This window comes from Actinomadura keratinilytica, from assembly GCF_039539665.1.
Lineage (GTDB): Bacteria > Actinomycetota > Actinomycetes > Streptosporangiales > Streptosporangiaceae > Spirillospora > Spirillospora keratinilytica.
The window spans coordinates 1-24649 of the sequence record NZ_BAABDO010000028.1 but is presented as its reverse complement, the minus strand read 5'-3'; the positions used below and the strand labels follow the sequence as shown (position 1 = coordinate 24649).

21 protein-coding genes are annotated in these 24649 nt (G+C 71.5%); 11 read left to right on the top strand and 10 right to left on the bottom strand.

The window, feature by feature from the left end:
* Window positions 1-58 precede the first annotated feature (58 nt).
* Complete coding sequence (locus ABD879_RS12315) at window positions 59-1045, bottom strand: SMP-30/gluconolactonase/LRE family protein (protein ID WP_345020704.1); 987 nt, start codon at window positions 1043-1045, stop codon at window positions 59-61.
* A gap of 344 nt (window positions 1046-1389) precedes the next feature.
* On the opposite strand from ABD879_RS12315, the gene ABD879_RS12310 reads away from it, so the two are divergent.
* Together ABD879_RS12310 and ABD879_RS12305 are read left to right on the top strand one after the other, a co-directional pair.
* Window positions 1390-1647, top strand: a complete 258-nt coding sequence (locus tag ABD879_RS12310) for a type II toxin-antitoxin system RelE/ParE family toxin (protein ID WP_345020702.1) — start codon at window positions 1390-1392, stop codon at window positions 1645-1647.
* Between the two features lie 31 nt (window positions 1648-1678).
* On the top strand, window positions 1679-2782 hold the full coding sequence (locus ABD879_RS12305) for a HigA family addiction module antitoxin (protein ID WP_345020700.1): 1104 nt from the start codon (window positions 1679-1681) through the stop codon (window positions 2780-2782).
* Between the two features lie 265 nt (window positions 2783-3047).
* Here the strand turns inward: ABD879_RS12305 and ABD879_RS12300 are convergent, their stop codons facing one another.
* Complete coding sequence (locus ABD879_RS12300) at window positions 3048-3539, bottom strand: hypothetical protein (protein WP_345020698.1); 492 nt, start codon at window positions 3537-3539, stop codon at window positions 3048-3050.
* Between the two features lie 490 nt (window positions 3540-4029).
* Between ABD879_RS12300 and ABD879_RS12295 the strand changes: the two genes are divergently transcribed.
* Both ABD879_RS12295 and ABD879_RS12290 read left to right on the top strand, forming a co-directional pair.
* Window positions 4030-4878, top strand: coding sequence for a hypothetical protein (locus tag ABD879_RS12295; RefSeq protein WP_345020696.1), 849 nt, complete (start codon window positions 4030-4032; stop codon window positions 4876-4878).
* Between the two features lie 851 nt (window positions 4879-5729).
* Window positions 5730-6251, top strand: coding sequence for a GntR family transcriptional regulator (locus ABD879_RS12290; RefSeq protein ID WP_345020693.1), 522 nt, complete (start codon window positions 5730-5732; stop codon window positions 6249-6251).
* A 114-nt stretch (window positions 6252-6365) separates the two neighbouring features.
* Here ABD879_RS12290 and ABD879_RS12285 read toward each other — a convergent pair whose 3' ends face one another.
* Window positions 6366-6581 carry a hypothetical protein gene (locus tag ABD879_RS12285; protein ID WP_345020691.1) on the bottom strand — a complete coding sequence of 72 codons (216 nt, stop codon included), beginning with the start codon at window positions 6579-6581 and terminating at the stop codon, window positions 6366-6368.
* A 103-nt stretch (window positions 6582-6684) separates the two neighbouring features.
* On the bottom strand, window positions 6685-7365 hold the full coding sequence (locus ABD879_RS12280; protein WP_345020689.1) for a FadR/GntR family transcriptional regulator: 681 nt from the start codon (window positions 7363-7365) through the stop codon (window positions 6685-6687).
* Between the two features lie 248 nt (window positions 7366-7613).
* Here ABD879_RS12280 and leuA point away from each other — a divergent pair, with 248 nt between their 5' ends.
* The 3 genes from leuA (at window position 7614) to ABD879_RS12265 (ending at window position 11789) form a co-directional block, all read left to right on the top strand.
* Complete coding sequence (gene leuA, locus ABD879_RS12275) at window positions 7614-9293, top strand: 2-isopropylmalate synthase (protein ID WP_345020781.1); 1680 nt, start codon at window positions 7614-7616, stop codon at window positions 9291-9293.
* Between the two features lie 149 nt (window positions 9294-9442).
* Window positions 9443-9790: a hypothetical protein gene (locus tag ABD879_RS12270; protein ID WP_345020687.1), complete on the top strand. Its 348-nt coding sequence runs from the start codon at window positions 9443-9445 to the stop codon at window positions 9788-9790.
* 973 nt (window positions 9791-10763) lie between these two features.
* Window positions 10764-11789 carry a hypothetical protein gene (locus ABD879_RS12265; RefSeq protein ID WP_345020685.1) on the top strand — a complete coding sequence of 342 codons (1026 nt, stop codon included), beginning with the start codon at window positions 10764-10766 and terminating at the stop codon, window positions 11787-11789.
* Between the two features lie 48 nt (window positions 11790-11837).
* Here ABD879_RS12265 and ABD879_RS32950 read toward each other — a convergent pair whose 3' ends face one another.
* Window positions 11838-12488: an outer membrane protein assembly factor BamB family protein gene (locus tag ABD879_RS32950; RefSeq protein WP_425549629.1), complete on the bottom strand. Its 651-nt coding sequence runs from the start codon at window positions 12486-12488 to the stop codon at window positions 11838-11840.
* Between the two features lie 168 nt (window positions 12489-12656).
* Between ABD879_RS32950 and ABD879_RS12255 the strand changes: the two genes are divergently transcribed.
* The gene (locus tag ABD879_RS12255) at window positions 12657-12782 is read left to right on the top strand and encodes a hypothetical protein (RefSeq protein ID WP_345020681.1); all 126 of its coding nucleotides are present in this window, start codon (window positions 12657-12659) and stop codon (window positions 12780-12782) included.
* A 55-nt stretch (window positions 12783-12837) separates the two neighbouring features.
* Here ABD879_RS12255 and clpB read toward each other — a convergent pair whose 3' ends face one another.
* The 5 genes from clpB to dnaK form a co-directional block, all read right to left on the bottom strand.
* Window positions 12838-15435, bottom strand: a complete 2598-nt coding sequence (clpB, locus tag ABD879_RS12250) for an ATP-dependent chaperone ClpB (protein ID WP_345020679.1) — start codon at window positions 15433-15435, stop codon at window positions 12838-12840.
* 48 nt (window positions 15436-15483) lie between these two features.
* Entirely contained in the window at window positions 15484-15933 is a 450-nt protein-coding gene (locus ABD879_RS12245; RefSeq protein WP_345020677.1) for a heat shock protein transcriptional repressor HspR, read from the bottom strand.
* 7 nt (window positions 15934-15940) lie between these two features.
* Window positions 15941-17107, bottom strand: coding sequence for a molecular chaperone DnaJ (dnaJ, locus tag ABD879_RS12240; RefSeq protein ID WP_345020675.1), 1167 nt, complete (start codon window positions 17105-17107; stop codon window positions 15941-15943).
* A 96-nt stretch (window positions 17108-17203) separates the two neighbouring features.
* Window positions 17204-17935, bottom strand: coding sequence for a nucleotide exchange factor GrpE (gene grpE, locus ABD879_RS12235; protein WP_345020673.1), 732 nt, complete (start codon window positions 17933-17935; stop codon window positions 17204-17206).
* Complete coding sequence (dnaK, locus tag ABD879_RS12230) at window positions 17932-19797, bottom strand: molecular chaperone DnaK (RefSeq protein ID WP_345020671.1); 1866 nt, start codon at window positions 19795-19797, stop codon at window positions 17932-17934. The genes grpE and dnaK overlap by 4 nt, the downstream gene beginning before the upstream one ends.
* A 370-nt stretch (window positions 19798-20167) precedes the next feature.
* Here dnaK and ABD879_RS12225 point away from each other — a divergent pair, with 370 nt between their 5' ends.
* The 3 genes from ABD879_RS12225 to ABD879_RS12215 form a co-directional block, all read left to right on the top strand.
* Window positions 20168-23608 carry a S8 family peptidase gene (locus ABD879_RS12225; protein ID WP_345020669.1) on the top strand — a complete coding sequence of 1147 codons (3441 nt, stop codon included), beginning with the start codon at window positions 20168-20170 and terminating at the stop codon, window positions 23606-23608.
* A gap of 179 nt (window positions 23609-23787) precedes the next feature.
* Window positions 23788-24384: an RNA polymerase sigma factor gene (locus ABD879_RS12220; protein WP_345020667.1), complete on the top strand. Its 597-nt coding sequence runs from the start codon at window positions 23788-23790 to the stop codon at window positions 24382-24384.
* A partial coding sequence (locus tag ABD879_RS12215; RefSeq protein ID WP_345020665.1) for a hypothetical protein occupies window positions 24377-24649 on the top strand: 273 nt, incomplete at its 3' end. The genes ABD879_RS12220 and ABD879_RS12215, both read left to right, overlap by 8 nt.

Sequence of the window (24649 nt, the reverse complement as noted above, 5' to 3'; positions counted from 1 at the left end):
GGCCAACGTCCATCATTCCGCTCGATCCGCGTCGGCTCCCGGGCCCCGGCCGAAATACTCAGCGAGCGTTCACGGACACGACGTTGTAGGGCGTGGTCGGAGTGGGGGTGGTGGTGAAGCGCGCGTTGGGCATGTACAGGCGTCCCTTGAACGCGGCCACGGTCGTCGGCACGTCGAAGCGGGGGTCGGTGATGCGGCGCAGCAGCTTCGCGGACGTGCCCTTGTGGTTCACCTTCAGCACGGCCACGGCGTTGGTGCGGTTCTGCACCACGTACAGGGTGTTGCCCCGCAGCAGCAGGCCGTCGCCGTTGACGACGGACTCGCCGCCCAAGTCGACGGTGCGCGCGACCCCCGTCTTGGGATCGACTCTGAACAGCTTGCCCGTGGTGCTCTGCACGATCAGCAGGCCCTTGCCGTCGGGCGTCCTGGCGATGCCGTTGGCGTTGTGCCCGGACGGGTCGTAGACGAAGTCGCCCGACAGCGGGAGGCGCTGCGCGGCCTTGGGGAGCTTGCCGCCGCGTCCCAGGGCCAGCTTGTAGAGGGCGGGCTGGGGAGACATCGAGTCGGTGTACCAGGCCGCGTCCCCGGTGAGCACCACGTCGTTGATGAACGTGGTGCCGCTGCCCAACTGGTAGGACGCCAGCACTTTTCCGGTGCGGGTGTCGATGACGCGGGCGTCGCCGGCGCCGCCTCCGGAGGCGAACAACCGCCCGGCGGCGTCGATCTTCACCCCGGTCGTCGGGGTGCCGGGGCCCTGGCTGATCACCTTGCCCTTGCCGGTGCGCAGGTCGGCGCGGTAGATGCTGCCGTCCGCGAGCGAGCCCAGGTAGGCGTACGGTCCGGAGCCGATCGCGATGCCCTCGGGCCGGAACCCGTCCGGCAGTGCGAACGACGTCGGGTACGCCGCGTGGTGCCGCGCGACGACGCCCGCGGGGGAGGCCGCGGCATGCGCGGCGGGCGCCGCGGCGGCGACCAGCCCGAGGGCGGCGAGCGAGGCCGCGGCCACGGTGCGGCGGCGGCTCATGGAGATCGTCCGTTCTGTCATGCGCCCAAGATTTCCAGGGGGGCACCGCTTGGGAAAGCCCTTTCCCATGGCCGGACCGCGCCACCCGTCCCCACTGCGTCGCCCCGCTGCGGCGCGCCGACACCTGTCAACCTGCGCCGTCAAGCCCGCAGGGCAAAGGGCACGTAGATCAATTTCCACTTGGCGAAGATCTATGTCAGAGTCTTTCCCTCACCGACAGGGTTGACGTTTACCTATCAGGTGCATACTGAGGGGGAGGCCGACGGTTGAAGGTGTACTTCGCCGATCGGCGACTGCGCGATCGATGTGCTGACGATCGGGAACTGCGGAGGGAGTACGGCGCCGAGGGAGCCAGGAAGATCAAGTTGCGGCTCGCGGTCCTGGCGGCGGCCGAGTCGCTGGACGACGTCATGCGCGCCCCTGGCAAGTGCCATCCCCTGCACGGGGACCGCGCGGGCTGCTACGCCGTGACGCTGCACGCGGGCTGGCGCCTGGTCTTTCAGCTGCTCACGGGGAGGGACGGTGAGGAGAGCGGGTTCCGGCTGATCGCCATAGAAGGCGAGCGGGAGACGCCGGGCGAGGTGGCCGCACTGGTCACCGAGATCGTTGACTACCACGAATGAATGACCGGGATCGAGGGGAGGAGGAGCGACGGTGACCAAGGAACCCGTGGTTGACGTCTATCCGGCGGGTGAACCGGACTACGCCGTGCCTCCCGGCGAGACCATCAGGGAGTTCCTGGACGAACTCGGCATGAGCCAGCGGCAGCTCGCCGTCCGGCTGGGGCTGACGGCCAAACATGTCAACCAGCTGATCCAGGGGCTGGTACCGCTGTCCCCCGAAGTGGCCCAGCGGCTCGAACTGGTCACCGGCATGTCGGCGCGGATGTGGAACCGGCTGGAGGCCGACTACCAGTCCGCACGGCAGCGTCTGCGGCATCGCGGGGACATGGCGGAACTGACCGCATGGCTGGCGGAGCTGCCCGTCTCCGACCTGGTTCGGCGCGGTGACCTCCCCGCCGAGCCGGACGACCCGCGTGATCGCGTACACCAGCTTCTGATGTTCTTCGGCGTCGCCAACGTGTCGACCTACCGGGAGCTGTACGAGGCGCCCGCACTCGACTTCCAGCGCACCAGGGCCCCTGGCGCCAGACCGGGGGCGGTCGCGACGCTCCTGCGGCTCGCCGAGCTCAAGGCCCGCGACATCTCCTGCGATCCCTACAGCCGTCAGGGGCTGGAAGCGTCGCTCGACAAACTCCGGCAGCTGACGTTGCAGCCGCCGGGTGTGCTGCTGCCGCTGATGCGCGACATCTGCGCGCGCAACGGCGTCGCGGTCGTCATCGTCCCGGATTTCGCCGACACGCACGTCAAGGGCATGACCCGATGGCTGTCGGCGGACAAGGCGATGGTCGCGCTGAGCACTCGTCACGACAGTGCGGGCGAGCTGTGGTTCACCTTCTTCCGGGCGATCCACCAGGTCCTCAAGCACGGCCGGAGCAAGTCGATGGTGTGGATCCACGACGGCCGCCCCGGCGCCGACCCGAGGGAGCGCGAGGCGGACGCGTTCGCGCGCGACCTGCTGATCCCGCCGGACCAGGCGGCCGCCCTGGACTCACTGGACGGCCCGGACGAGGTGCGCAGGTTCGCCGACCGGATCGGTGTCGCCGTAAGCGTGGTGACCGCACGCCTGCCCGGCAAGGCGCGCATGCGGGGCAAGCACGCCCGCGAGATCGACTTCTCCGAGTTCTGCCCCGCCTAGACGTTCTGTCCAGGTGCTACGGCCGATGGTTGCGGTGCGGCCGAGTCATTGGTGCGGCAGGGCACGAGCGCGGAGGGCCGGACGGTGTTCACCGGGGAGCGGTCGGCATCCTGCGCGACGCGGGCCTCGGGCCTGTGGGCGGGTATTGCGTCGTCGGCCACGCTGCCGCCGAGCGTCACCCGCACATGCTGGCCGCGCCGCACCCGGAGGAGCACTTCACCTACGGACTGCGGCTCCTCGTCGAGGGCATCCGCGGGAGGATCCGTCAGTTGTAGATGGCGGCGCCCTTTGAACCGGTGATCCGGTCCTTGTCGCCGTCGCGGGCCTTCGGCTCGAAGCGGACGACGGCGCCCGTGTGGTCGATCTTCCGCACGGTGACGGTGAGGCCCGCGTCCAGGCTGAACCTGCCGGTGCCCCGGTGGAAGGCCTGCGTGGACTCGCCGTTCGTCCGGATGACGACATAGGTCACCTTGTCGGGCGGCACATGGGTGAGCAGGAACGTCGTGATGCCGAACTTCTGATCCAGCGGGATGGCGGTGGCCCTGCCCCGGACGACGATCTCGCAGTCGGCGTCCTTGCACGCCTTCGCGTCGGCGCCGTGCGACCCGGTCAGCTCGGGGTGCGGCAGCGGAAGCAGCGGGGTGGCGGTCGCGCTCTTGTCCGCCGCGGGACGTTCGGACGACGAGGAGCACCCGGCCACCATGAGCACGGTGACGACCAGCGGGATCGCACGCCTGACGAGCGTGATGTGACTCATGGTAGGCCTTCATAGCAGAACGTGACCGAGGGTGATCCCGAACCTGCCCGCGCGTCAGAGAAGCGAACCCGTTCATGGGCTTGTGGTCACGTCACGGCAAGGACGACCGGCCCCTGCCTGACCACCGCACCACGCTGCTCGCCGTCTTCGACGCGCTTGCGGCCGGCACCGCGGCCGCACCTCCGCCAACGCCATACCGGGCCTGTGCCGACTGCCCGAGCGGCCGGCTTCCGCCGAATACGCCAATGTGAAGGCCGCCTGCGACTCGCCATGGCTCGAGCCGCTCGGCCACTCGGAGTTCCAGGGCCCGCACATGGTCAAGCCCCCGCCGAATACTGGCAGAAAATGAGAAATCAGGTGCTCGTTTATGTTTGGGGTGCTTCGAAGTCGGTTGTGCCGATGTGGAGGGTCGCCGAACGGCGATGCTCCGACGGCGCTCGAAACGCAGATTGCATGCGCCGCTCCGAGATGAGCGCGGCAGAATGCCTGCATGCGATGGGGCTGGGTCTGGGGCGGTTCGGTCGCCGCGACGTGCGGGGTGGTGGCGGTGGCCCTGTTCCTGGGTGACCTGGAGAAGCTGTCGTGGGTTGCGGGCGCGGGGTCGTTCATCCTCGCGGTGCCGTCCCTGGTTGCGGCCCTGTGGTCGCAAATCGGCGACGCCACTTCGCGTCGGCCCTCTGATCCGGCGGACGAAAGCGTATTTTCTGGCCGGATCCGCACCCAAGTGCCTCATGCGGCTCATGAGGACAGTCCGGTCGCCGTAGAGTTGATCACGCCTTGGATGCGGTTGGTCAAACGACTCACCTACGCGTTCAAAGGCGGAGGCTGCGGCCTTCTTTTCTCCGTAGGGGTACTGGTCCTGCCATCGAAATTCGGGCTGGCGCCTTCCCCCGACTTGGAGGTCTGGCTGTTCTGCTGCTCGCTTTGCGGCGGAACGCCGGCCTTCCTCATGTTCACCCTCTCCACCACGTCTGACGGCAGGGACCTGCTCATTGCGGACAGCGCTGGCCTTACCGTCGTGGACAAGCGCTGGATACGCGAAGGGCAGCGCAAGATGTCCTTCTCCGTCCCCTGGACGCTGGTGCGCCGCGTCCGCGTGATCGCCGAACCAGGCGGCGCCTCCTACGCCGTGGTCGTGGAGTTCAAGCAGGCGCCGCCCGACACGCCGGAGGGCGAACAGCTCGCGATCGTGAAGGAGCGCAGCCAGCACGTCTCGGCTTACAACGGCCATGTCGTGGCCCGACTGGACCTCTCCTCGGGCAGCAGGAAGCGCACTGCGCTGCTCCCCCGGATCCGCACAGCGCTCGCCCGGTTCGGCGGCGATGTCTACGGCCCATAGCCCGCGTCCTGCTGATGAAGCGGAGTGATCTCGGGGACGGGCGTAGGGCCCTGGCTGGAGGCGCTGACACCATCCGTTGCGGCCGTGCGGGCTGTCGCCGCGGGGAGCTTGGTCGGTCCTGGTGGTTGGCCGCTGCCGCGGCGGTGGTGGAACCGGGGCCTTGAACGGCGACTGCGGGCCGTGCTTCCAGGGCGAGGGGCGGAGGGCCCCGATGCCGTCCCCATGTGACCGATCGCGGCGACGTTCGGAGTTCACAAGCCTTGCGGCGTGCGGGGGCTGTGATGCCAGGACGGGGGCTGGTAGGGCGGCGTTGTGGCGGGGCGGTGAGCGGGGGTGCTTTCGAGGTGGCGGACGAGGAGTTCGGCGGTCTCCTGGAGGTCGATGAGGGGGCGCCGGACGCAGCGGCCCGGTCCGGGGCGCCGGCAGAAGTGCTGCGGGAGGACCCAGACGTTCAGCCCTGGCAGCTCCACCACGGAGACGCCTTCCTCGTCGCTGCCGCGTCTGCCGGTGTGGCCGCGTTCGCTCAGGTTGAGTGTCAGTGTCTGCGCTGCGGTGCCGGGGTGTATGCGCAGGGGGGGCGGCCTGGCCGGCGGAAGGGCAGGGGCAGCGCGAACCAGACGGTCTTGCCGGGCGTGCGCTGCGTGGACAGCCGCGATCGGGACGGGCCGGTTCCCCAGTCGCGGTGACCGCGGCGACGAGGTCGAGGCCCTTGCCGTGCTCGTCCAGCAGACCGGTGCCTGCGGTGCGGGGGAGGGCGGGTCTGGCGCAGTCGAAGATCGAGACGACGAGCTGCGGAGCGGGGACCGTGCGGCGCCGGTGAGCCAGGGGCCGAAGGTCATCGTGCACGCGCGTTGCCGACCGACCCGGCGACGCGCGGGTCGGCCTCGCTGTTCATGACCGAGGCCGAGCGGCAGTGGATCCGGCCCGGGCGCCGCATGCTGTACGCCGGCCTCGAACCCGCGTCCGAGCACGTTGCGGCGTGCCTGCGGGTGCGACCGGGGGACGAGATCATTGCGCGGCGCAAGATGATGACCGCCAACGACGTCCCGGTGCGGATCGCCACGTCCTACTTCCGGGCCGACCTCTTCGGCGGCACGCGCATCGCCGAGCCCGAGTTCGTCAAGCCGTCCCTACAGGCCGCGATCGAGGCGCTCGGGTACGCCTTCGGGCATGCGGAGGAGACGCTGACCGCGCGTCCCGCGACGCGGTTCGAGGCCGACACGCTCGAACTGGACCCGGGCGAGTGGGTGGTGCAGGTTCTGCGGGCGTCCTACTGCACCGAAGACACACCCGTGCACACGCTGGAGACGATTTGCTCCGCTGCGCGGCATATCTTCACCATCGGCCAGGTCGGCGGCCTTGACGAGTTCTGAGGCCATGCTTGGTCCCGTGCAGATCCCGTCGGATCTGCACGGGTACGTCTGGTGAATGCTTGTCGCGTTTTGTGGTTTGTGTAGGTTGGGGGTGGTTTTTATTGGGGGGTGGGGCTAGACGGGTTTTGTCGCGTAGTAGTAGAGCGAGATGTCTTCCGGGGCGTGGAGTCGTTCTTCGCCGTCTGCGCCGATCATGAGGACCCAGCCTTTCGGCGGTGAGCCGTAGGCCGGGCCGGGTTCCGTGATGGTGAACGGTCCGGTCCCGTTCTGGGCCCAAACTGTGGCGCCGAAGGTGACCTTGTGACCGTCACGGGTGCGGTATTTCGTCATGTGCCGTTGATATCAGGCCGACATGCCGCCGCCAAGAGTTTTGGGTTGTTCGGCTGTCGCATTTTGGCGTTTTGTGTGTTTGATCTGGGGTGCGTCGCCTGTTTTAGGAGATGTGGACGAGGTGGTGCAGGGTGCGTTCGAGTTCCGCGCGGATGATGCGGCCCGCCTCGGCGGGGGAGCGGTCGCGGATCGCCTCGACGAGGGCGGCGTGGGCGGCGTGGCCGTTGGCGTCGGCCGTGTGGACGTCGATGAGCTTCGCCAGGTCGAGCAGGCCGTCGCGCAGCACGGGGACGAATGTGGTGAACAGGTCCGACAGCACCGGGTTGTGCGCGGCGGCGACCACGGCGACGTGCAGGGCGATGTCGGCGTCGATGAACGCGGTGTCGTCGCCGCTCGCCTCGGCCTCGCGGCGGGCGGCCAGCCGGGCGTCCATGGCGGCGAGGTCGGCGTCGGTGCGGCGTTCGGCGGCGAGTTCGGCGGCGCGGATCTCGACCATCAGGCGGATCTCGTAGACGTCCGCGACCGAGGCGCGGCGCAGCCGGGTCGCGAAGTCCTCGACCGGCTCGGTGGCGACGACGAACACGCCCGCGCCCTGCCGGGTGCGCACCAGGCCGGCCCCGGCCAAGGCGCGGATGGCCTCGCGGACGGTGGAGCGGCCGACCCCCAGCTCCCGGGCCAAGGCCGTCTCGCCGGGAAGACGGGAGCCGACCGGCCAGTCACCTGCGGCGATCCGCTCCCGCAGGTGCCGGACGGCCTGGTCGACCAAGGGGCTGGGACGGAGCACCGCAACACCTCTGCTTGTCTGACAACCTGATGAATGGCTAGAGTACCCCGCATGCCGACGCGTGGTCTGCTTCTCGTCCGCCGCGGCGGGGCCTGACCGGACCGGCACCCCGCCGCGGGGGTCGACGCTGCCGGTCCGTCGACCGGTCTCGTCAAGGAGAACACGTGGAAGCGTTCCCGACCCTGCGCACCCCCGAAGGCCCCGTGCCGGACGACGCGCCGTGGTGGAATCCGCAGCGCGGCAGCGCGATGCCCTACCACCGCTACCGCCCGGCGCACGAGCGCGTACCCCTGCCCGCCATCGACCGCACCTGGCCCGACAAGCGCATCGAAAGCGCGCCCCTGTGGGTGCCGGTGGACCTGCGCGACGGAAACCAGGCCCTGGCCGAGCCGATGGACCCCGCACGCAAGCGGAAGATGTTCGACCTGTTCGTGGCCATGGGCTTCAAGGAGATCGAGGTCGGCTACCCGTCGGCCAGCCAGACCGATTTCGATTTCGTCCGGCACCTGGCCGAGGCGGACGCGGTGCCCGACGACGTGACGCCGGTGGTGTTCACCGCCGCCCGCGCCGACCTGATCGAGCGGACGTTCGCCTCGATCGAGGGGCTGCCGCGTGCGGTCGTCCACCTGTACACCGCCACCGCGCCGACCTGGCGCGAGGTGGTGCTCGGTCGCGACCGGGCCGAGCTGCACGCTCTCATCATGGAAGCCGCCGCGCATGTCGGACGGCTGGCGTCCCGGTGTCCGGGGGTGCGCATGGAGTTCTCGCCGGAGACGTTCATGCTCACCGAGCCGGACTACGCGCTGGAGGTCTGCGACAGCCTGACCCGGCTGTGGGAGGCGTCGCCCGACCGGCCCGTCATCCACAACCTGCCCGTCACCGTCGAGATCGCGACGCCCAACGTGTACGCCGACCAGATCGAGTACATGCACCGCCACCTGGCGGACCGGGACGCGGTGATCCTCTCGGTGCATCCGCACAACGACCGGGGCACCGGGGTGGCCTGCGCCGAGCTGGCGCTGCTGGCGGGCGCGCAGCGGGTCGAGGGGTGCCTGTTCGGCAACGGCGAGCGCACCGGCAACGTCGATCTGGTGACGCTGGCGCTGAACCTGCACGCCCAAGGCGTCGATCCCCGGATCGACTTCTCCGACATCGACGAGATCCGCCGGGTGGTCGAGCACTGCAACCGGCTGCCCGTGCACGAACGCCACCCGTACGCGGGCGACCTGGTCTACACCGCGTTCTCCGGCACCCACCAGGACGCGATCGCCAAGGGCATGGCGCACCACGCGCGCCGCGCCGCCGAGCTCGGCGTGCCGGAGCGGGAGGCGCCGTGGGACGTGCCGTACCTGCCGATCGATCCGGCGGACGTCGGCCGCGACTACGCCGCGGTGATCCGCGTCAACAGCCAGTCGGGGAAGGGCGGCGTGTCCTACCTGCTGCGCACCGAGTACGGGGTGGACCTGCCCCGGCGGCTGCAGATCGAGTTCTCGCAGGTCGTGCAGCGTTTCACGGACGACAGCGGCACGGAGGTCACCGCCGCGCAGCTGTGGGACCTCTTCCGCGCCGAGTACCTGGACAGGGCGGACGAGGGGCCGGTCGTGCCGGTGGAGTGGCGGACCGTCCACAGCGGGCCCGAGCGGCACGACTTCACCGGTGTGCTGCGCGTCGACGGGGTGGAGGACGAGTACACGGGCACGGGCAACGGCCCCTTGGACGCGCTCACCGACGCGTTGGCGAAGGCCGGGATCAAGGTGGACGTGCTTCAGTACGTCGAGCAGGCCACACAGCAGGGCGCCGACGCCAACGCGGTCGCATACGTCGAGTGCCGTGTGGACGGGGTGGTGCGCTGGGGCGCCGGTCTCAGCACGTCGCTGCTGACGGCGTCGGTGCGGGCGCTGCTGTCGGCGGTGAACCGCGCGCGATGACCGGGCGGCCGCGCCGCGACGGCCCCGGAGCGGCGCGGCCTCGGTCGCGGCGCCGTCGGCCGAACCCCCTGCGCGGGCAGGCGGATTGGCGCTGGTGCGGGTTTCTGATCTCTTGTACTTTGTCGGTGACCGTCGCGAGGAGCGATCATATGATCACACGTGGCAGGTGGCCGCTGGCTCTGGCCGCCGTCATGCTTCTGTCGGCCGCCTGCTCGTCCGGGGACGAGCCGCACACGCTCACCCTCGACGTCACCGGCGAGGGCAAGGTCTCCGTCACCTACGAAATCAACGGCGATTCCACGACCGAATCCGAGGTCACGCTGCCCTGGCGCAAGGAGATCAAGCTCACCAAGCACGGCACGGACACCTGGAAGGTCGCCATCCAGCACAAGGACGACGGCCAGGTGAACGCCGTGGCCTACGTCGACGGCCGGCCCATCACCCGCGCCGAGGGGACGGGCAGCGGCACCAGCAACCTGAGCGGCTCCGTACGCTAACCCCTTCGCCGGCGGAAAAGGCCCTTGTCATGCCCCAGGGAGGGGGCTTGAACGCGTCAGAGCGCGGGGGACTGGCCCATCGTCCCTGGTCCTCGTCGCGGTAGAGCATGTGGCAGTGGGCATGTAGGGCCGGTTCCGCTGCGCGGCGCGGCGATCTCTGGGCATTTTCCCAGAGGCGGCTGGACGCTGCGCGTGATATGCGGCGTTCCGGATGAAGACCGGGCTTCAGCGGGACTGCCGGGCACCGCGCCGCCACATGTCGCGGGTAGGGCCCCTGCCACCAGCACCAGGGCCTGTCCGGTGGTTCATGGTGGATGTGCAGCGGTGCGGGGGCCGGAGCGCTCCGGTGGCGACAGGCCGGACTTGTTGGTGGGGTGGCGGTGCCGCGCCGCACTTCGGGGCGGTCGGTGCGGTTTTCGGCTGCTTCTCGGTGTCGGCGGCGCGGCTGTATCGGTAGCGGGCGCGCGGCCGCCAAGGGTTACCGGATACCCACTGTTCGGCGGGGAGGGCGGGAAGCACGAACGGCCCTCGGCGACGTGCCGGCGGGCGTCCGGCCGACGACCTCCGCCATCTCGTCGAAGGTGATGCCGAACACGTCGTGCAGCAGGAACGCCGCGTGTTCGGCGGGCAGCCCCCATTGCCGGGTAGATCCGAGCTAATTCGTGGGTAACACGCCTATATTGGCCGTTGTTCGGCGCTGGTTACGGGGAGCGGTATGGGCGACAGGACGCACGGACGTGGGGAGCGGCATCAAACCGGCGGGTCGGACAGCGAGCGAGAGCCGTGGCTGCTGCCGGACGGGCAGGAGCGGCTGCCGCACAAGGGGGGCGCCCTGTTCAAAGGGCACTCGGCGGGTAGGTCGCTGAAACTGGGCTTGGACCAGATTTCCCCATTCGAGGAAATCGAGGTGACGGTGCGGGAACCCGGCGGCACTTACGGCCGTCGGCACCACATGATGTGGCAGGCCCCGTGTGTGATCCTTCGTCGCTGCCGTCCCGCCGCCGAATGGTTCCCCCCGATCTACCAGGAGCGGCTGTCGGCGCTGTGCGACCTGTACGTGGCCTCCTACACCAAGGCGCGGACGTGGGGCCCTACCTTGAGCATCCGGGTGTCCGCAGACGCCGACCCCTACACCTTCGAACCGTCGGTTGAACCCTGCCGCAAGGTCGGTTTCGCCGACGACGACCCCCTTGCGGCCCCGGTGGTGGGGACGGTCCACGTGGCGGCGGAGGAGGGAGACTTCGAACGCTGGCAGGACGCCGCCCTCGAATATCTCACCGAGATCAATGACGTGGTCGAACAGCTCAGCCGCGTCTGGTGCGATGACGGAAAGCAGATCTCGCTGTCGTCCTGGCGCACCCGCCGCCGGTTCGCTCGCTGGCAGTCGGCGCTGGCCGACGGGTACGACCGCCTTCTGCGCGCGTCCGAGCGGTATCGGCCGGTCCATGACGAGGTGCGCGCCCAGGCGGAGGAGACCGCGAGGGCCTTTCCGCGGATGGGGGCGCAGATCGCCCGGCTTTTCGCCTGGCAGCGGCGGAAGCTGTGGTACCTGGCGCCCGCCGAAGAAGACGAGTTCCGCATCATCCGCTCCGACGTGGTGGCGCCGCCCGAGGCCGACCAGCAGCCCGGCGGGTTCGGGGACGTCATCGAGGAGGCACAGGACAAGCGCTTTCACCTCCACCTGGTGGACTGGGACGAGGAAGCGGTCCGTGTCTCCGACCGCGAGTTGGCCGCCATCGCCGAGGGGCTGCCGCCGTACGCCGGGACGACCCCGGCGGGAAAACCGATCGCCCCGCAGTTCCCCTCCTCCCTCCTCGACCTGGCCGAGGACTGGTACGGATCCACCGTGAAGCGCCTCAACGACCGTGACGAACTGGAACGCGACCGCGAGTGGCGCGCCGAAGCAGAGCGGAAACGGGCCCAGCAGCCGCCCCGCCGGACGACGCGCTACTACGGCGGTTCCGGGAGCGACTACGGCGGGTTCGGCATCCACACGTGACGTCCGGCCGCCGTCGGGTCGTGCGGCCGGAGCGCCTTCCCGACGCCCTCAGCCGATCTTGAAGGCGAGCAGGTCGGCGTAGCGGGATGCGTAGTGGGCAGCGAAGATCATGTCGCCTCCGGTCATCAGCTGCCAAGCACGGTCGCTGACGGATGAGCCGGCGGAGTGCCGGCACTGCCAGACGAGCTCCCCGGTCGCGGCGTCCCAGCCGAACACGCCCCCGCTGATCTCGCCCGGTATCGCAGTGTCCGAAGCCGGGATGCCCGCGAACACGATCCCGGCGCAGACGACCAGATCGCTCACGGCCGACGCGATCTTGGTGCTGCTCGTCCAACGTGTCCGCCCGGTGGCCGCATCGAGCGAGAACACCGTGCCGTCCATGACGCCGTACAGGGCTCCTCTGGACACCGCCCATGCCTCCGGCGCCCAGCCGCGCCGGCACCCGGTACGGCCCCAGCCGCACGGGGTCGTCGGCCGTGATCGGCTGCATCCGTCCTCCTCCCGACCGCCCCCGGCGAGATGGCGACGTCGCACCGGCGGCACCCCTCGGATCGCGAGGCGGTCATCGCGGCGTCGGACTCGCAACCGTGGAACCGTGCCGGGTTCGGTGGGGACGACCGCCGGTGCGCCGCGTCTCTGCGGACGGGGCACCGGCGATTCCGGGCCGCCACCCCACCACCCGCAGGACGGCCCCCCCATCCGCCCGTCTCAAGTGTCGCGTGCACACGTCCCGGTGTCGTTGACGCAGAGTGCCCGGTGCCTTGACACAGCGTCCACGGGGCGGTGTGCGGGGTCGGGTTGGCCCCACCCGAGTTCGGGGAGCTGGCTTGCTGGGGCGGCGGGCCGGCGCCGCCTAGATTCGGCGGCATGAGTGGACGCAGGCGGATGAAAATCCTGATCGCGCTGATGGTCGCCGTGCTGGCGGCGGGTGCGCTGCCGCCGCCGCACAATCCGGCGAACGCGCTGACCGGTCACCTGTACGAGGGCCGGTGACCGGTCAGCGTGCTCACACGGCCGGGATCACCCGGTCGGGGGCAGACGGTCGAGCTCACTTCGCCAGGTCGACCGCGCGGGCGGGCACCACGGTGAGCGCGTCGGCGTCCGCGGCGCGGTCGACCACCACCTCGTCGCCGTCGCGGACCTCGCCCGACAGCAGGGCGCGGGCCAGCTGGTCGCCGATGGCCGACTGCACCAGGCGGCGCAGCGGACGGGCGCCGTACTGCGGGTCGAACCCGGTCAGCGCCAGCCACTCGCGGGCCGCCTCGGTGACGGTCAGCGTCAGCCGCCGGTCGGCCAGCCGCCGGCGCAGCCGGTCGATCTGCAGATCGACGATGCCGGTCAGCTCCTCGGTGGACAGCGTGTCGAACACGATCACCTCGTCCAGCCGGTTGAGGAACTCCGGCTTGAACGACGCCCGGACGGTCTCCATGACGGCCGACCGCTTGGCGGTGTCCGACAGTTCGGCGTCCATGAGGAACTGCGACCCCAGGTTGGACGTCAGGATCAGGATCGTGTTGCGGAAGTCGACCGTGTGGCCCTGCCCGTCGGTCAGCCGGCCGTCGTCCAGCACCTGCAGCAGGATGTCGAAGACCTCGGGGTGGGCCTTCTCCACCTCGTCCAGCAGGATCACCGAGTACGGGCGGCGCCGCACCGCCTCGGTGAGCTGGCCGCCCTCCTCGTAGCCGACGTAGCCGGGCGGGGCGCCGACCAGCCGGGCCACGCTGTGCTTCTCGGAGTACTCGCTCATGTCGATGCGGGTCAGCGCCCGCTCGTCGTCGAACAGGAACTCCGCCAGCGCCTTGGCCAGCTCGGTCTTGCCGACGCCGGTCGGGCCGAGGAACAGGAACGACCCGGTCGGCCGGTCGGGGTCGGAGATGCCGGTGCGGGCGCGGCGCACCGCGTCCGACACCGCGCGCACGGCGGCCTGCTGCCCCACCAGCCGCTTGCCGATCTCCTCCTCCATGCGCAGCAGCTTGGCGGTCTCGCCCTCCAGCAGCCGGCCCGCGGGGATGCCGGTCCAGGACGCGACGACCTCGGCGACGTCGTCGGGGCCGACCTCCTCCTTGACCATCGCCTCGCGGGTCTCGGCCTGCTCGGCGGCCTCCCGCAGCTGCTTCTCCAGCGCGGGGATCTCGCCGTACATCAGGCGGGCCGAGGTCTCCAGGTCGCCGTCGCGCTGGGCCCGCTCGGCCTCCCCGCGCAGCTGGTCGATGCGCTCCTTGAGCTCGCCGACCCGGTTCAGCCCGGCCTTCTCCCGGTCCCAGCGGGCGTTGAGCGCGTTGAGCTGCTCCTGCCGGTCGGCCAGGTCCTTGCGCAGCCGCTCCAGCCGCTCCCGGGACGCCTCGTCGGTCTCCTTGGCCAGGGCCAGCTCCTCCATGCGCATCCGGTCGACGGCGCGCTGCAGCTCGTCGATCTCGACGGGCCGCGAGTCGATCTCCATGCGCAGCCGGGACGCGGCCTCGTCCACCAGGTCGATCGCCTTGTCCGGCAGGAACCTGGCGGTGATGTACCGGTCGGACAGCGACGCGGCCGCCACCAGCGCCGAGTCGTTGATCTGCACCTTGTGGTGCGCCTCGTAGCGGCCCTTGAGACCGCGCAGGATCGCGACGGTGTCCGCCACCGACGGCTCGCCCACGTACACCTGCTGGAACCGGCGCTCCAGCGCGGCGTCCTTCTCGATCCGCTCGCGGTACTCGTCCAGCGTGGTCGCGCCGATCATGCGCAGCTCGCCGCGGGCCAGCATCGGCTTGAGCATGTTGCCGGCGTCCATCGCGCCCTCGGCGCCGCCCGCGCCGACCATGGTGTGCAGCTCGTCGATGAACGTGATGATCCGGCCCTCGGCGGCCTTGATCTCGTTCAGCACCGCCTTGAGGCGCTCTTCGAACTCGCCCCGGTACTTGGCGCCCGCCACCATCGCGCCGAGGTCCAGCGCGACCAGCCGCTTGTCGCGCAGCGACTCGGGGACGTCCCCGGCCACGATCCGCTGCGCCAGGCCCTCGACGACGGCGGTCTTGCCGACGCCGGGCTCGCCGATCAGCACCGGGTTGTTCTTGGTGCGCCGCGACAGCACCTGCACCACGCGGCGGATCTCGGTGTCGCGGCCGATCACCGGGTCGAGCCGGCCCTCCCGGGCCCGCGCGGTCAGATCGACGCCGTACTTCTCCAGCGCCTGGTAGGTGTCCTCGGGGTTCTCACTGGTGACGCGGGCGTGCCCGCGCACCCGCTCGAACGCCTCCAGCAGCGCCTGCGGGGTGGCCCCGAACTCCTTGAGCAGGTCGGCCGCCGCCCCGCCGTCGGCCGCCAGGCCGACCAGCAGGTGCTCGGTGGAGACGTACTCGTCCTCCAGCCGCCGCGCGTGGTTGGCGGCGGTGTTCATCGCCACGATCAGCTGCCGGGACAGCTGCGGCGACGACACCGTCGCGCCCGCCGCCTTCGGCAGCCGCTCCAGCAGCTCCTCGGCGCGGCGCCGCACCTGCCGCCAGTCGGCGCCGACCGCCTCCAGCAGCGGCACCGCCGTCCCGTCGGTCAATCCGATCAGCGCCGACAGCAGGTGCGGCGGCTCCACCTGCGGGTGGCCCTCGGCGGCGGCCCGGCGGACCGCGACCGACACCGCCTCCTGGCTCTTTTGCGTCAGCTTGTAGTCCATGGTGCGATCAGCTCCCCCTCGGCCCGGACGGGGCCGTTCGCGGCGGCGCTAGTCGGAGCGGCGCTCGTGCTGCCACAGCACCACGCTGGTGCGGCGGATCGGCACGAGGTCGCCACCGGAGGTGCCGCCGGTGTCACCGCGACGCCGCTGCTGCGCCAGGCGCGCCGCGACGGCGCGGGTCGATTCGAGTTCGTTGGTCAGCTCCTCCAGCGCGGCGCGGGCCGCCGCCAGCTCCTCCTGGAGCCGGACGTTCTCGCGCTGCAGTTCGAGGATGTGCTTGATGCCCGACAGGTTGATGCCCTCCTCCTGGGAGAGCCGCTGGATCTCGCGCAGCTGCACGATGTCGCGCATCGAATAGCGGCGGCCGCGCCCGGCCGTGCGGCCGGGCGACACCAGCCCCAGCCGGTCGTAGGTGCGCAGCGTCTGCGGGTGCAGGCCGGACAGCTGCGCCGCCACGGAGATCACGTAGACCGGGGTGTCGTCGCCGAACGGTTCCATGGAACGCTCACTCCTCCCTGGCCTGCCGGAGCAGCTCGCCGCGCAGCTCGTCACCGCCGCCCGCGGCCCGCAGCCGTTCCAGCGCCTCGCGCGTCGGGTCGTCGACCTTCTGCGGCACGTGCACCTCGACGGTGACCAGCAGGTCGCCCTTGGTGCCGTCGCGCCGGGTCGCGCCCCGGCCGCGCACCCGGAAGGTGCGGCCGTTGGGGGTGCCCTCCGGCAGGCGCAGCGTCACCGGCTGCCCGCCGAACGTCGGCACCTTGATCTCGGCGCCCAGCGCGGCCTCCGGGAAGGTCACCGGGACCGTCAGGGTCAGGTTGTCGCCGCTGCGGCCGAACACCGGGTGCGGCCGCACCTTGATGTTGACGTACAGGTCGCCGGCCGGGCCGCCGTGCTCGCCGGGCGCCCCCTTGCCCTTGAGCCGGATCTTCTGCCCGTCCTTCACCCCCGCCGGGATGCGGGCCTGGATGGTGCGGGTGCCGGTCGCCCGGCCGCTGCCCCGGCAGTTCGGGCACGGGTCGTCCACCACCAGCCCGCGGCCGCGGCATCCCTTGCACGGCTCCTGGAAGCCGAAGCTGCCCAGGTTGCGGGTCTCCAGGCCGGTGCCCTCGCAGGACGGGCACACGCGCGGCACGGTGCCGCTGCGGGCGCCGGTGCCCCGGCAGTTCGGGCACGCCGCTTCGCTGGTCAGCCGCAGCGGCACGGTCGCGCCCGACAGCGACTTGCCGAACGACAGCGTCACCTCGGTCTCGACGTCGGCGCCGCGCCGCGCCCGGCGTCCGGCGCCGGTGGTGGTGCGGGTGCCGCCGCGTCCGAACAGCCCGCCGAACAGGTCGCCGAGCCGCTCGCCGGCGCCGCCGGCCGCGCCCCCGGTCTGCCCGAAGAGGTCCCCCAGGTCGAAGCCGAAGCCGCCGCCCGGCTGGCCGCCGCGGAATCCGCCCGGCATCGACCGCAGCGTGTCGTACTCCTTGCGCCGCTTCTCGTCGGACAGGACGTCGTAGGCCTCGGACACCTCCTTGAAGCGGTCCTCGGCGTCGGCGTCGCCCTTGTTGGCGTCCGGGTGGTACTTGCGGGCCAGCCTGCGGTAAGCCTTCTTGATCTCGTCCTGCGAGGCCGTCTTCGAGACACCGAGGACCTTGTAGTAGTCCTTCTCCAGGTAGTCCTTGGTGCTCACGATGCCCCGCTCTCTGCTCGCGCCACGTTCTTCGTTCGTTCCTGGACGGTCCCGCCCCGATCATCGTCGCCGAGGCGGGACCGCCGCGGAAGGGGTCTACTCGCCGTCGCCGGCCTTGGGCTGCCCGCCGCTCCCGTCGGCGGACGCGCCGGAGTCGCCGCCGGACGCGCCCTCAGCGGCGTCGCCGCCCTCGGCGGCGGCCTGCTCGGGGGCGGGCTCGGCCACCGCGACGCGCGCGGGCCGCAGCACGCGCTCGCCGATCCGGTAGCCCGGCTGCAGTACGTCCACGCAGGTGGTGTCGGTCACGTCGGGCGAGTAGGAGTGCATGAGCGCCTCATGCACCGTCGGGTCGAAGGGCTCGCCCTTCTCCCCGAACTTCACCAGCCCGAGCTTGCCGACCACGGCCTCCAGTGCCTCGCCGACCGACTTGAACCCGCCGGTCAGCTCGTCGTGCTCGCGGGCGCGGCCGATGTCGTCCAGCACCGGCAGCAGCTCGGTCAGCACGTTGGCCAGCGCCTGCTCGCGGACGGCCTGCCGGTCGCGCTCGACCCGCTTGCGGTAGTTGTCGAACTCGGCCTTCAGCCGCTGCAGGTCGGCGGTGCGTTCGTCGAGCTGGGCGCGGAGCTCCTGCTCGCCGGCCGAGGTCCCCCCGCCGGACGGCGCCTGCCCCGAGTCGGCCGCCCCCGCCGCGCCGGAGTCCTTGGCGGGCTCCGGCGCGGCCTGGGCGCCCTCGCGGACCTTGCCGGTCTCGGGGTCGATGCGCCGCCGGTCGCGGATGACCGGGGCCTCGCGCTCCTCGCCCTCGCCCTTGGCGGGAGGGGTCGTCACGCGGCACCACCCTTCGGCTTGTCGTCGTCGACGATCTCGGCGTCGACGACCTCGTCGTCCTGCTGGGCCTGCCCGTCACCGGACGCCCCCGCGCCGGCGCCGGCGGTCGCGCCGTCGCCCGCGCCCTGGTTCTGGGCGTAGATGGCGGCGCCCATCTTCTGGCTGACCTGCGCGAGCTTCTCGGAGCTGGCGCGGATGGCGTCGACGTCGCCGCCCTCGAGCTTCTTCTTGACGTCGGCGATCGCCTCCTCGACCTCCTTCTTGACGTCCTCGGGCACCTTGTCGGTGTTCTCCTTGAGGAACTTCTCGGTCGAGTAGGCCAGCGTCTCGGCCTGGTTGCGGGTCTCGGCCTGCTCCTTGCGCTTGCGGTCCTCCTCGGCGTACTGCTCGGCCTCCCGCATCATCCGCTCGATGTCCTCCTTGGGCAGGGCCGAGCCGCCGGTGATGGTCATCGACTGCTGCTTGCCCGTGCCCAGGTCCTTGGCCGAGACGTTGACGATGCCGTTGGCGTCGATGTCGAAGGTGACCTCGATCTGCGGCACGCCGCGCGGCGCCGGCGGGATGCCGGTCAGCTGGAAGGTGCCCAGCTTCTTGTTGTAGGCGGCGATCTCCCGCTCGCCCTGGAAGACCTGGATCTCCACGGACGGCTGGTTGTCGTCGGCGGTGGTGAACACCTCCGACCGCTTGGTCGGGATGGTGGTGTTCCGCTCGATGATCTTGGTGAAGATGCCGCCCTTGGTCTCGATGCCCAGGCTCAGCGGCGTGACGTCCAGCAGCAGGACGTCCTTCACCTCGCCCTTGAGCACACCCGCCTGCAGCGACGCGCCCACCGCGACGACCTCGTCGGGGTTGACGCCCTTGTTGGGCTCCTTGCCCCCGGTCAGCTCCTTGACCAGGTCCGTCACCGCCGGCATACGCGTCGAACCGCCGACCAGCACCACGTGGTCGATGTCGTTGACGCTGATGCCGGCGTCCTTGATGACCTGGTGGAACGGCTTCTTGGTGCGCTCGAGCAGGTCGGCGGTCATGCGCTGGAACTCCGCCCGCGACAGCTTCTCGTCCAGGTGCAGCGGGCCCTCGGCCGAGGCGGTGATGTAGGGCAGGTTGATCTGCGTCTCCGAGGAGCTGGACAGCTCGATCTTGGCCTTCTCGGCCGCCTCCCGCAGCCGCTGCAGCGCCATCTTGTCCTTGGACAGGTCGACGCCGTTGGCGTTCTTGAACCGCTCGACCAGCCACTGCACGATGGCGTTGTCCCAGTCGTCGCCGCCCAGGTGGTTGTCACCGCTGGTGGCCTTGACCTCGACCACCCCGTCGCCGACCTCCAGCAGCGACACGTCGAACGTGCCGCCGCCCAGGTCGAACACCAGGATGGTGGCCTCGTTCTCCTTCTCCAGGTGGTAGGCCAGCGCCGCGGAGGTGGGCTCGTTGATGATGCGCAGCACGTTCAGGCCGGCGATCTGCCCGGCCTCCTTGGTGGCCTGCCGCTGGTGGTCGGAGAAGTAGGCGGGCACGGTGATGACCGCGTCGGTGACGGTCTCGCCCAGGTAGGCCTCGGCGTCCCGCTTGAGCTTCTGCAGCACGAACGCGCTGATCTGCTGCGGGGTGAAGTCCTTGTCGTCGATGCGGGTCTTCCAGTCGGTGCCCATCTCCCGCTTGACCGACCGGATGGTGCGGTCGACGTTGGTCACCGCCTGCCGCTTGGCGACCTCACCCACCAGCACCTCGCCGTTCTTGGCGAAGGCGACGACGGACGGCGTGGTCCGCGACCCCTCCGCGTTGGCGATGACGGTGGGCTCGCCGCCCTCCAGAATCGCGACGACCGAGTTGGTCGTCCCGAGGTCGATACCGACCGCACGTCCCATTGTCTCTCGTCCTCCGTCGTTACTGCGTGTGCTCCCGGTCGCGTCCCCCCTGTACGCGGCGGCGGCCGGGTTCGCGTCTCTGTCTCGCCAGGGTGCCCCCGGCGGAGATCATTGTCAAATCACTTGAGTCGGGGCGACTCAACTTTGCTGACGTCCTCATCAACAGGACGGATGAGCCACCTATTCCCGTTCCCGGCCGCGCCCGTCCGGTTCGGGAATCCGCGCCCGGGATGAGGCCCGCCTCCGCCCCGAGGACGGGGCGCCTCCTCCCGGCGGCCGGTAAGAAACCCGATCTTTCCCGGAGTACTGCGGGAAGCCCCTGCGCCCGTTCGGGTGATCAAGGGCGAGGACAACCGCAGAAGGGAGCCTCATGAGAGGCAGACGGATCGGCCGCGCGCTGCTCGGCGCGGTCGTCGTGGGCGGCGTGATCGCCGCACCGCCGGGCGCCGCGGACGCCGACGGCGGGGGAGGGAACGGCGGCGCGGGGGCCGCGGGGGCGCTGCCCGCGGGCCGCTCGTGGACGGTGACGCTGCTGACCGGCGACGTCGTCCGGGTGCGCACGGTCAAGGGGCGTCCGCCGCTGGTCACGACCACGCCCGGCAAGGGCCGGACCAACCGGATGTTCCGCACCTCCTACCGTCCGGACGGGCATGTGGTGGTGACCCCGGCGGACATGGCCCCGCTGGTCGGCCGCGTCCTGGACCCCGACCTGTTCGACGTCACCACGCTGATCCAGCAGGGGTACGACGACGCCCGCACCCGCGAGCTGCCGCTGATCGTGCAGCGGGGGAACGGCGTGCGGCCGCGCGCGGCGCTCGGCGGGACGCTGCGGGAGACCCGCGACCTGCCGAGCATCGGCGCGGTCGCGGCCCGCCAGCCCAAGAAGGACGCGGCCCGTCTCGGCGCGTCCCTGGCCCCCCGTACGCGCACCAAGGCGGCGAACGACATCCGCCGCATCTGGCTCGACCGCAGAATCCGCGCGAGCTCCGCCCCCGCGTCCGCGCCGGGGGCGGCGCAGACCGCGACGTCCGCGTTCGCGGCGCGGACCGCGCAGGCCGCGAAGCTCGACCGGAACCTGAGCCGGATCGGGGCGCCCGCCGCGTGGGAGGCGGGAGTCACCGGGCGCGGCGTCAAGGTCGCCGTGCTCGACACGGGGGTGGACGCGTCCCACCCCGACCTCAAGGGCCGCATCGCCGAGACCGCGAACTTCTCCGAGGCCGCCGATGCGGTCGACCGGGTCGGACACGGCACGCACGTCGCCTCGATCGTCGCGGGCAGCGGCGCCGGCGCGGGCGGGGAGCGGCGGGGCGTCGCCCCGGATGCGAGCCTGTTGGTCGGCAAGGTGCTCGACGACGAGGGCTACGGCACCGAGTCGTCCGTCATCGCGGGCATGGAGTGGGCCGCCTCGCGCGCCAAGGTCGTCAACATGAGCCTCGGCGGCGACCCGACCGACGGCAGCGACCCCCTCGCGCAGGCGCTGGACCGGCTCACCGACCGGCACGGCACCCTGTTCGTCGCGGCCGCCGGGAACACCGGCGCCGTCTCCTCGGTCGGCTCGCCGGGCTCCGCCGACGCCGCGCTCACCGTGGGCGCCGTCGACGGCCGCGACCGCCTCGCCGACTTCTCCAGCCGCGGCCCGCGCACCGGACGCTACGCGGCCAAGCCGGAGATCGTCGCCCCCGGCGTCGACATCACGGCCGCGCGCGCCGCCGGCACGTCGATGGGCGACGCCCTGGACGCGCACTACACCTCGGCGTCCGGAACGTCCATGGCGACACCCCATGTCGCGGGCGCGGCCGCGCTGCTGCTGCAGAAGCACCCGGGATGGACGCCCGCCCAGCTCAAGGGCGCCCTGGTCGGCTCCGCCTCGGCGGTGGACGGGGACGCCTACGAACGCGGCGCCGGACGTCTCGACGTCGCCGCCGCCGTCACCGCGCCCGCCGTCTCGCTCCAGGCGGCGCCGCACCTGGGCACCTCCGCCCACCCGGGGCACGCCCCCCTCAAGACCGACCTGCGCTGGGCGTCGCGTTCGGCGAGCACCGTGCGGCTCGGCCTGGACGTGCGGGTGACCGACCGCAAGGGGAGCACCGTGGACGGTGCCGCGTCGCTGTCGTCCGCCCAGGTGGACGTCCCGGCGGGCGGCCAGGCGTCCGCGAGCCTGCGGGTGGACGCGGCGAAGCTGGGCGACAAGCCCGGCCTCTACACGGCCGAGGTGACCGCCACGTCCGGCGACATGACCATACGCACGCCCGTCACCTTCTACGTGGAGCCGCCCAGCTACGACCTCACCATCAAGGCGACGCCTCTGCCCGGCACCCGGGACGGCGACATGAGCGCGTATGCGAGCGTGGTGAACCTGGACGACATCGCGCTGTTCACCGACTACCCGGCGACGGGCGAGGACGGTACGGCGCGGCTCAGGGTGCCCGCGGGCCGCTACAGCGTGATGGGCACGGTCTACGACACCGACGAAGACGCCCCCCGCTCCGCCATCGCCGGCACACCCGAAGTCGTCATCGACCGCGACACGACCGTCGTCCTCGACGCGGCCCGCGCCAAGGAGACGGGCGCCAAGGTCACCGACCGCACGACCGAGGCCGCGATGGTCGGATCCATACAGGTGCGCAGCAACCGGCAGGCGGTGTGGGCCGAGGCGGCGCTCACGTGGGAGCCGCAGAAGGAGAAGGTCTACGTCCAGCCGACCGGCACCGCGCAGACCGGTGAGTTCCGCTCCTACGGCCTCTACCGGCTGACCGCGCCGGGGGAGGTGTACGACCTGCTGGAGCCGATGGGCGACCGGGTGCCCGACGACCCCGTGCACGTGGTGACGCCCGCGTCCCGCGCGCGCTTGGCCCGCGTCGACCAGCGGTTCGCCGCGTTCGACGGGAACACCCAGTCGCCGATGAGCGAGAAGCGCTACGGGGTGACCCCCGAGGGCTTCCTCAGCCTCGAGGCGAGCGGCCCGGTGACCCCCGGGACGACGCGCACCGACTACGTCTCCGCCGGCCGCGGCGTCGAGTGGGTGGACCTGGCGTCCTTCGACGGCCTGAACGGGTGGGTGGACCAGCTCCCGCTGCTGCGGCGCGAGCCGGGCAGCCGCACGACGCAGACGTGGGGCCGCCAGCCGCTGCGCCCCGGGCCCGTGTCCGCCACCGCCGTCTCGCCGAGCGAGTGCCTCCGGTGGCCGGTGACCCGCACGCGCGGCGCGCTGAACGTCGCCTTCGTCGATCTGCAGACGCGTCCCGACGGCTTCGACTGCGGCTACTGGGACGAGGACTACAACGACCCGCTGACCCGCCGCCTCACCGTCACCGCGGACGGCCGCGAGATCGGTGGGACCGACAGGGCGGCCGGCCTGTTCGAGATACCCGCGCGGGCGGCGACGTACGAGATCCGCTACGACAACGACGCCTCGAAGTTCATCCCGGTGTCGACGCGGACGTCCACCACGTGGAGGTTCCGCTCCGCCGCGCCCGACGACCACTCCAGCGTGCCGGTCCCGCTGCTGACCGTCGATTACGACCTCGGCCTCGACCTGCACAACCGGCCGACGGGCGGCCCCGCGACGTTCACGGTCGCGCGGGTGGCGGGCACCGGCACGGCCGAGGTCACCGGGCTGCGCCTGTGGACGTCGCTGGACGACGGCAGGACCTGGCAGCGCGCCCGGGTGCGGGACCTGGGCGGCGGCAGGTTCTCCGGGACGATGCCCAAGGCCGCCGCGGGCCAGGCGGTGTCGGTGCGGGTCGCCGCCGAGGACGCCGGCGGCAGCGCCATCGACCAGCAGATCATCAGGGCGTACAACGTCCGCTGACTCATCCCTCCCGGCAGGGGCCGCCGCGCGCACCGGCGCGCGGCGGCCCTTTCGCGTCCAACGGCATGCGGCGCCCGGCCCGGCCGACCGGACGGCCCGTGAAGAAGAACTCCGGGTTCGGCGGAGTAACGGGTGACCGCCGTTCGCCTCGAAAGGCCGGATATGGAATGGAGCCACGGATGACCGCTCCACCGGACGTCGCGACCGACGACGACGCCGCGGTGATCGAGCAGTCCTGGCATGAGCCCGAACGATTCGCCGTGATCTACGACAGGTACTTCCCGGAGATCTACCGCTACGTCGCGGCCCGTCTCGGCAGGGACGCCGCCGACGACATCGCCGCCGAGACGTTCTACGCCGCGTTCCGCAAGCGCGACCGGTTCGATCCGGCGCGCGGGGCCGTGCGGCCCTGGCTGTACGGGATGGCCACCAACCTGGTCGGCCGCCACCGGCGCGACGAGGCCCGCCGCTACGCCGCGCTGACCCGCATCGCCCCGGAGGCGCGCGCCGACGGGCATGAGGCCCGGGTGGCCGCGCGGGTGGCCGCCGAGGGCGTCCGGCCGCAGCTGGCCAGGGCGCTCGCCGGGCTGTCCGACGGCGACCGGGACGTGCTGCTGCTCGTCGCCGTCGGCGGGCTGCGCTACGAGGAGGTCGCGCAGGCGCTGGAGATCCCCGCGGGGACCGTCGGGTCGCGGATGAGCCGGGCTCGACGCAAGCTGCGGGAGGCACTGGGCGGGACCGATCCCACGCACGCGGAGGAGAACTCCCATGGATGACATGCGGGACGACACGACGCTGGTCGCCGCCCTGCTCGACGAAGGCGGCCCCTCGCCGCGGGTCGCCGCCGCCGGCCGGGACGGCCTGCTGGAGCTGGCGCGCACCGAGGGCCGGGAGACCGCGCATGAGAACGGGCGCCGGGCCGGGCGCCGGGCCGGGCGCCGGAGCGGGCGGCTGCGGGGGCGCCGCCTGTTCGGCATCGGGCTCGGCCTGGTCGCGGTCGGCGCGGCGGCCGCCGTCGCCGTCGCGGCCGTCGGCTCCGGC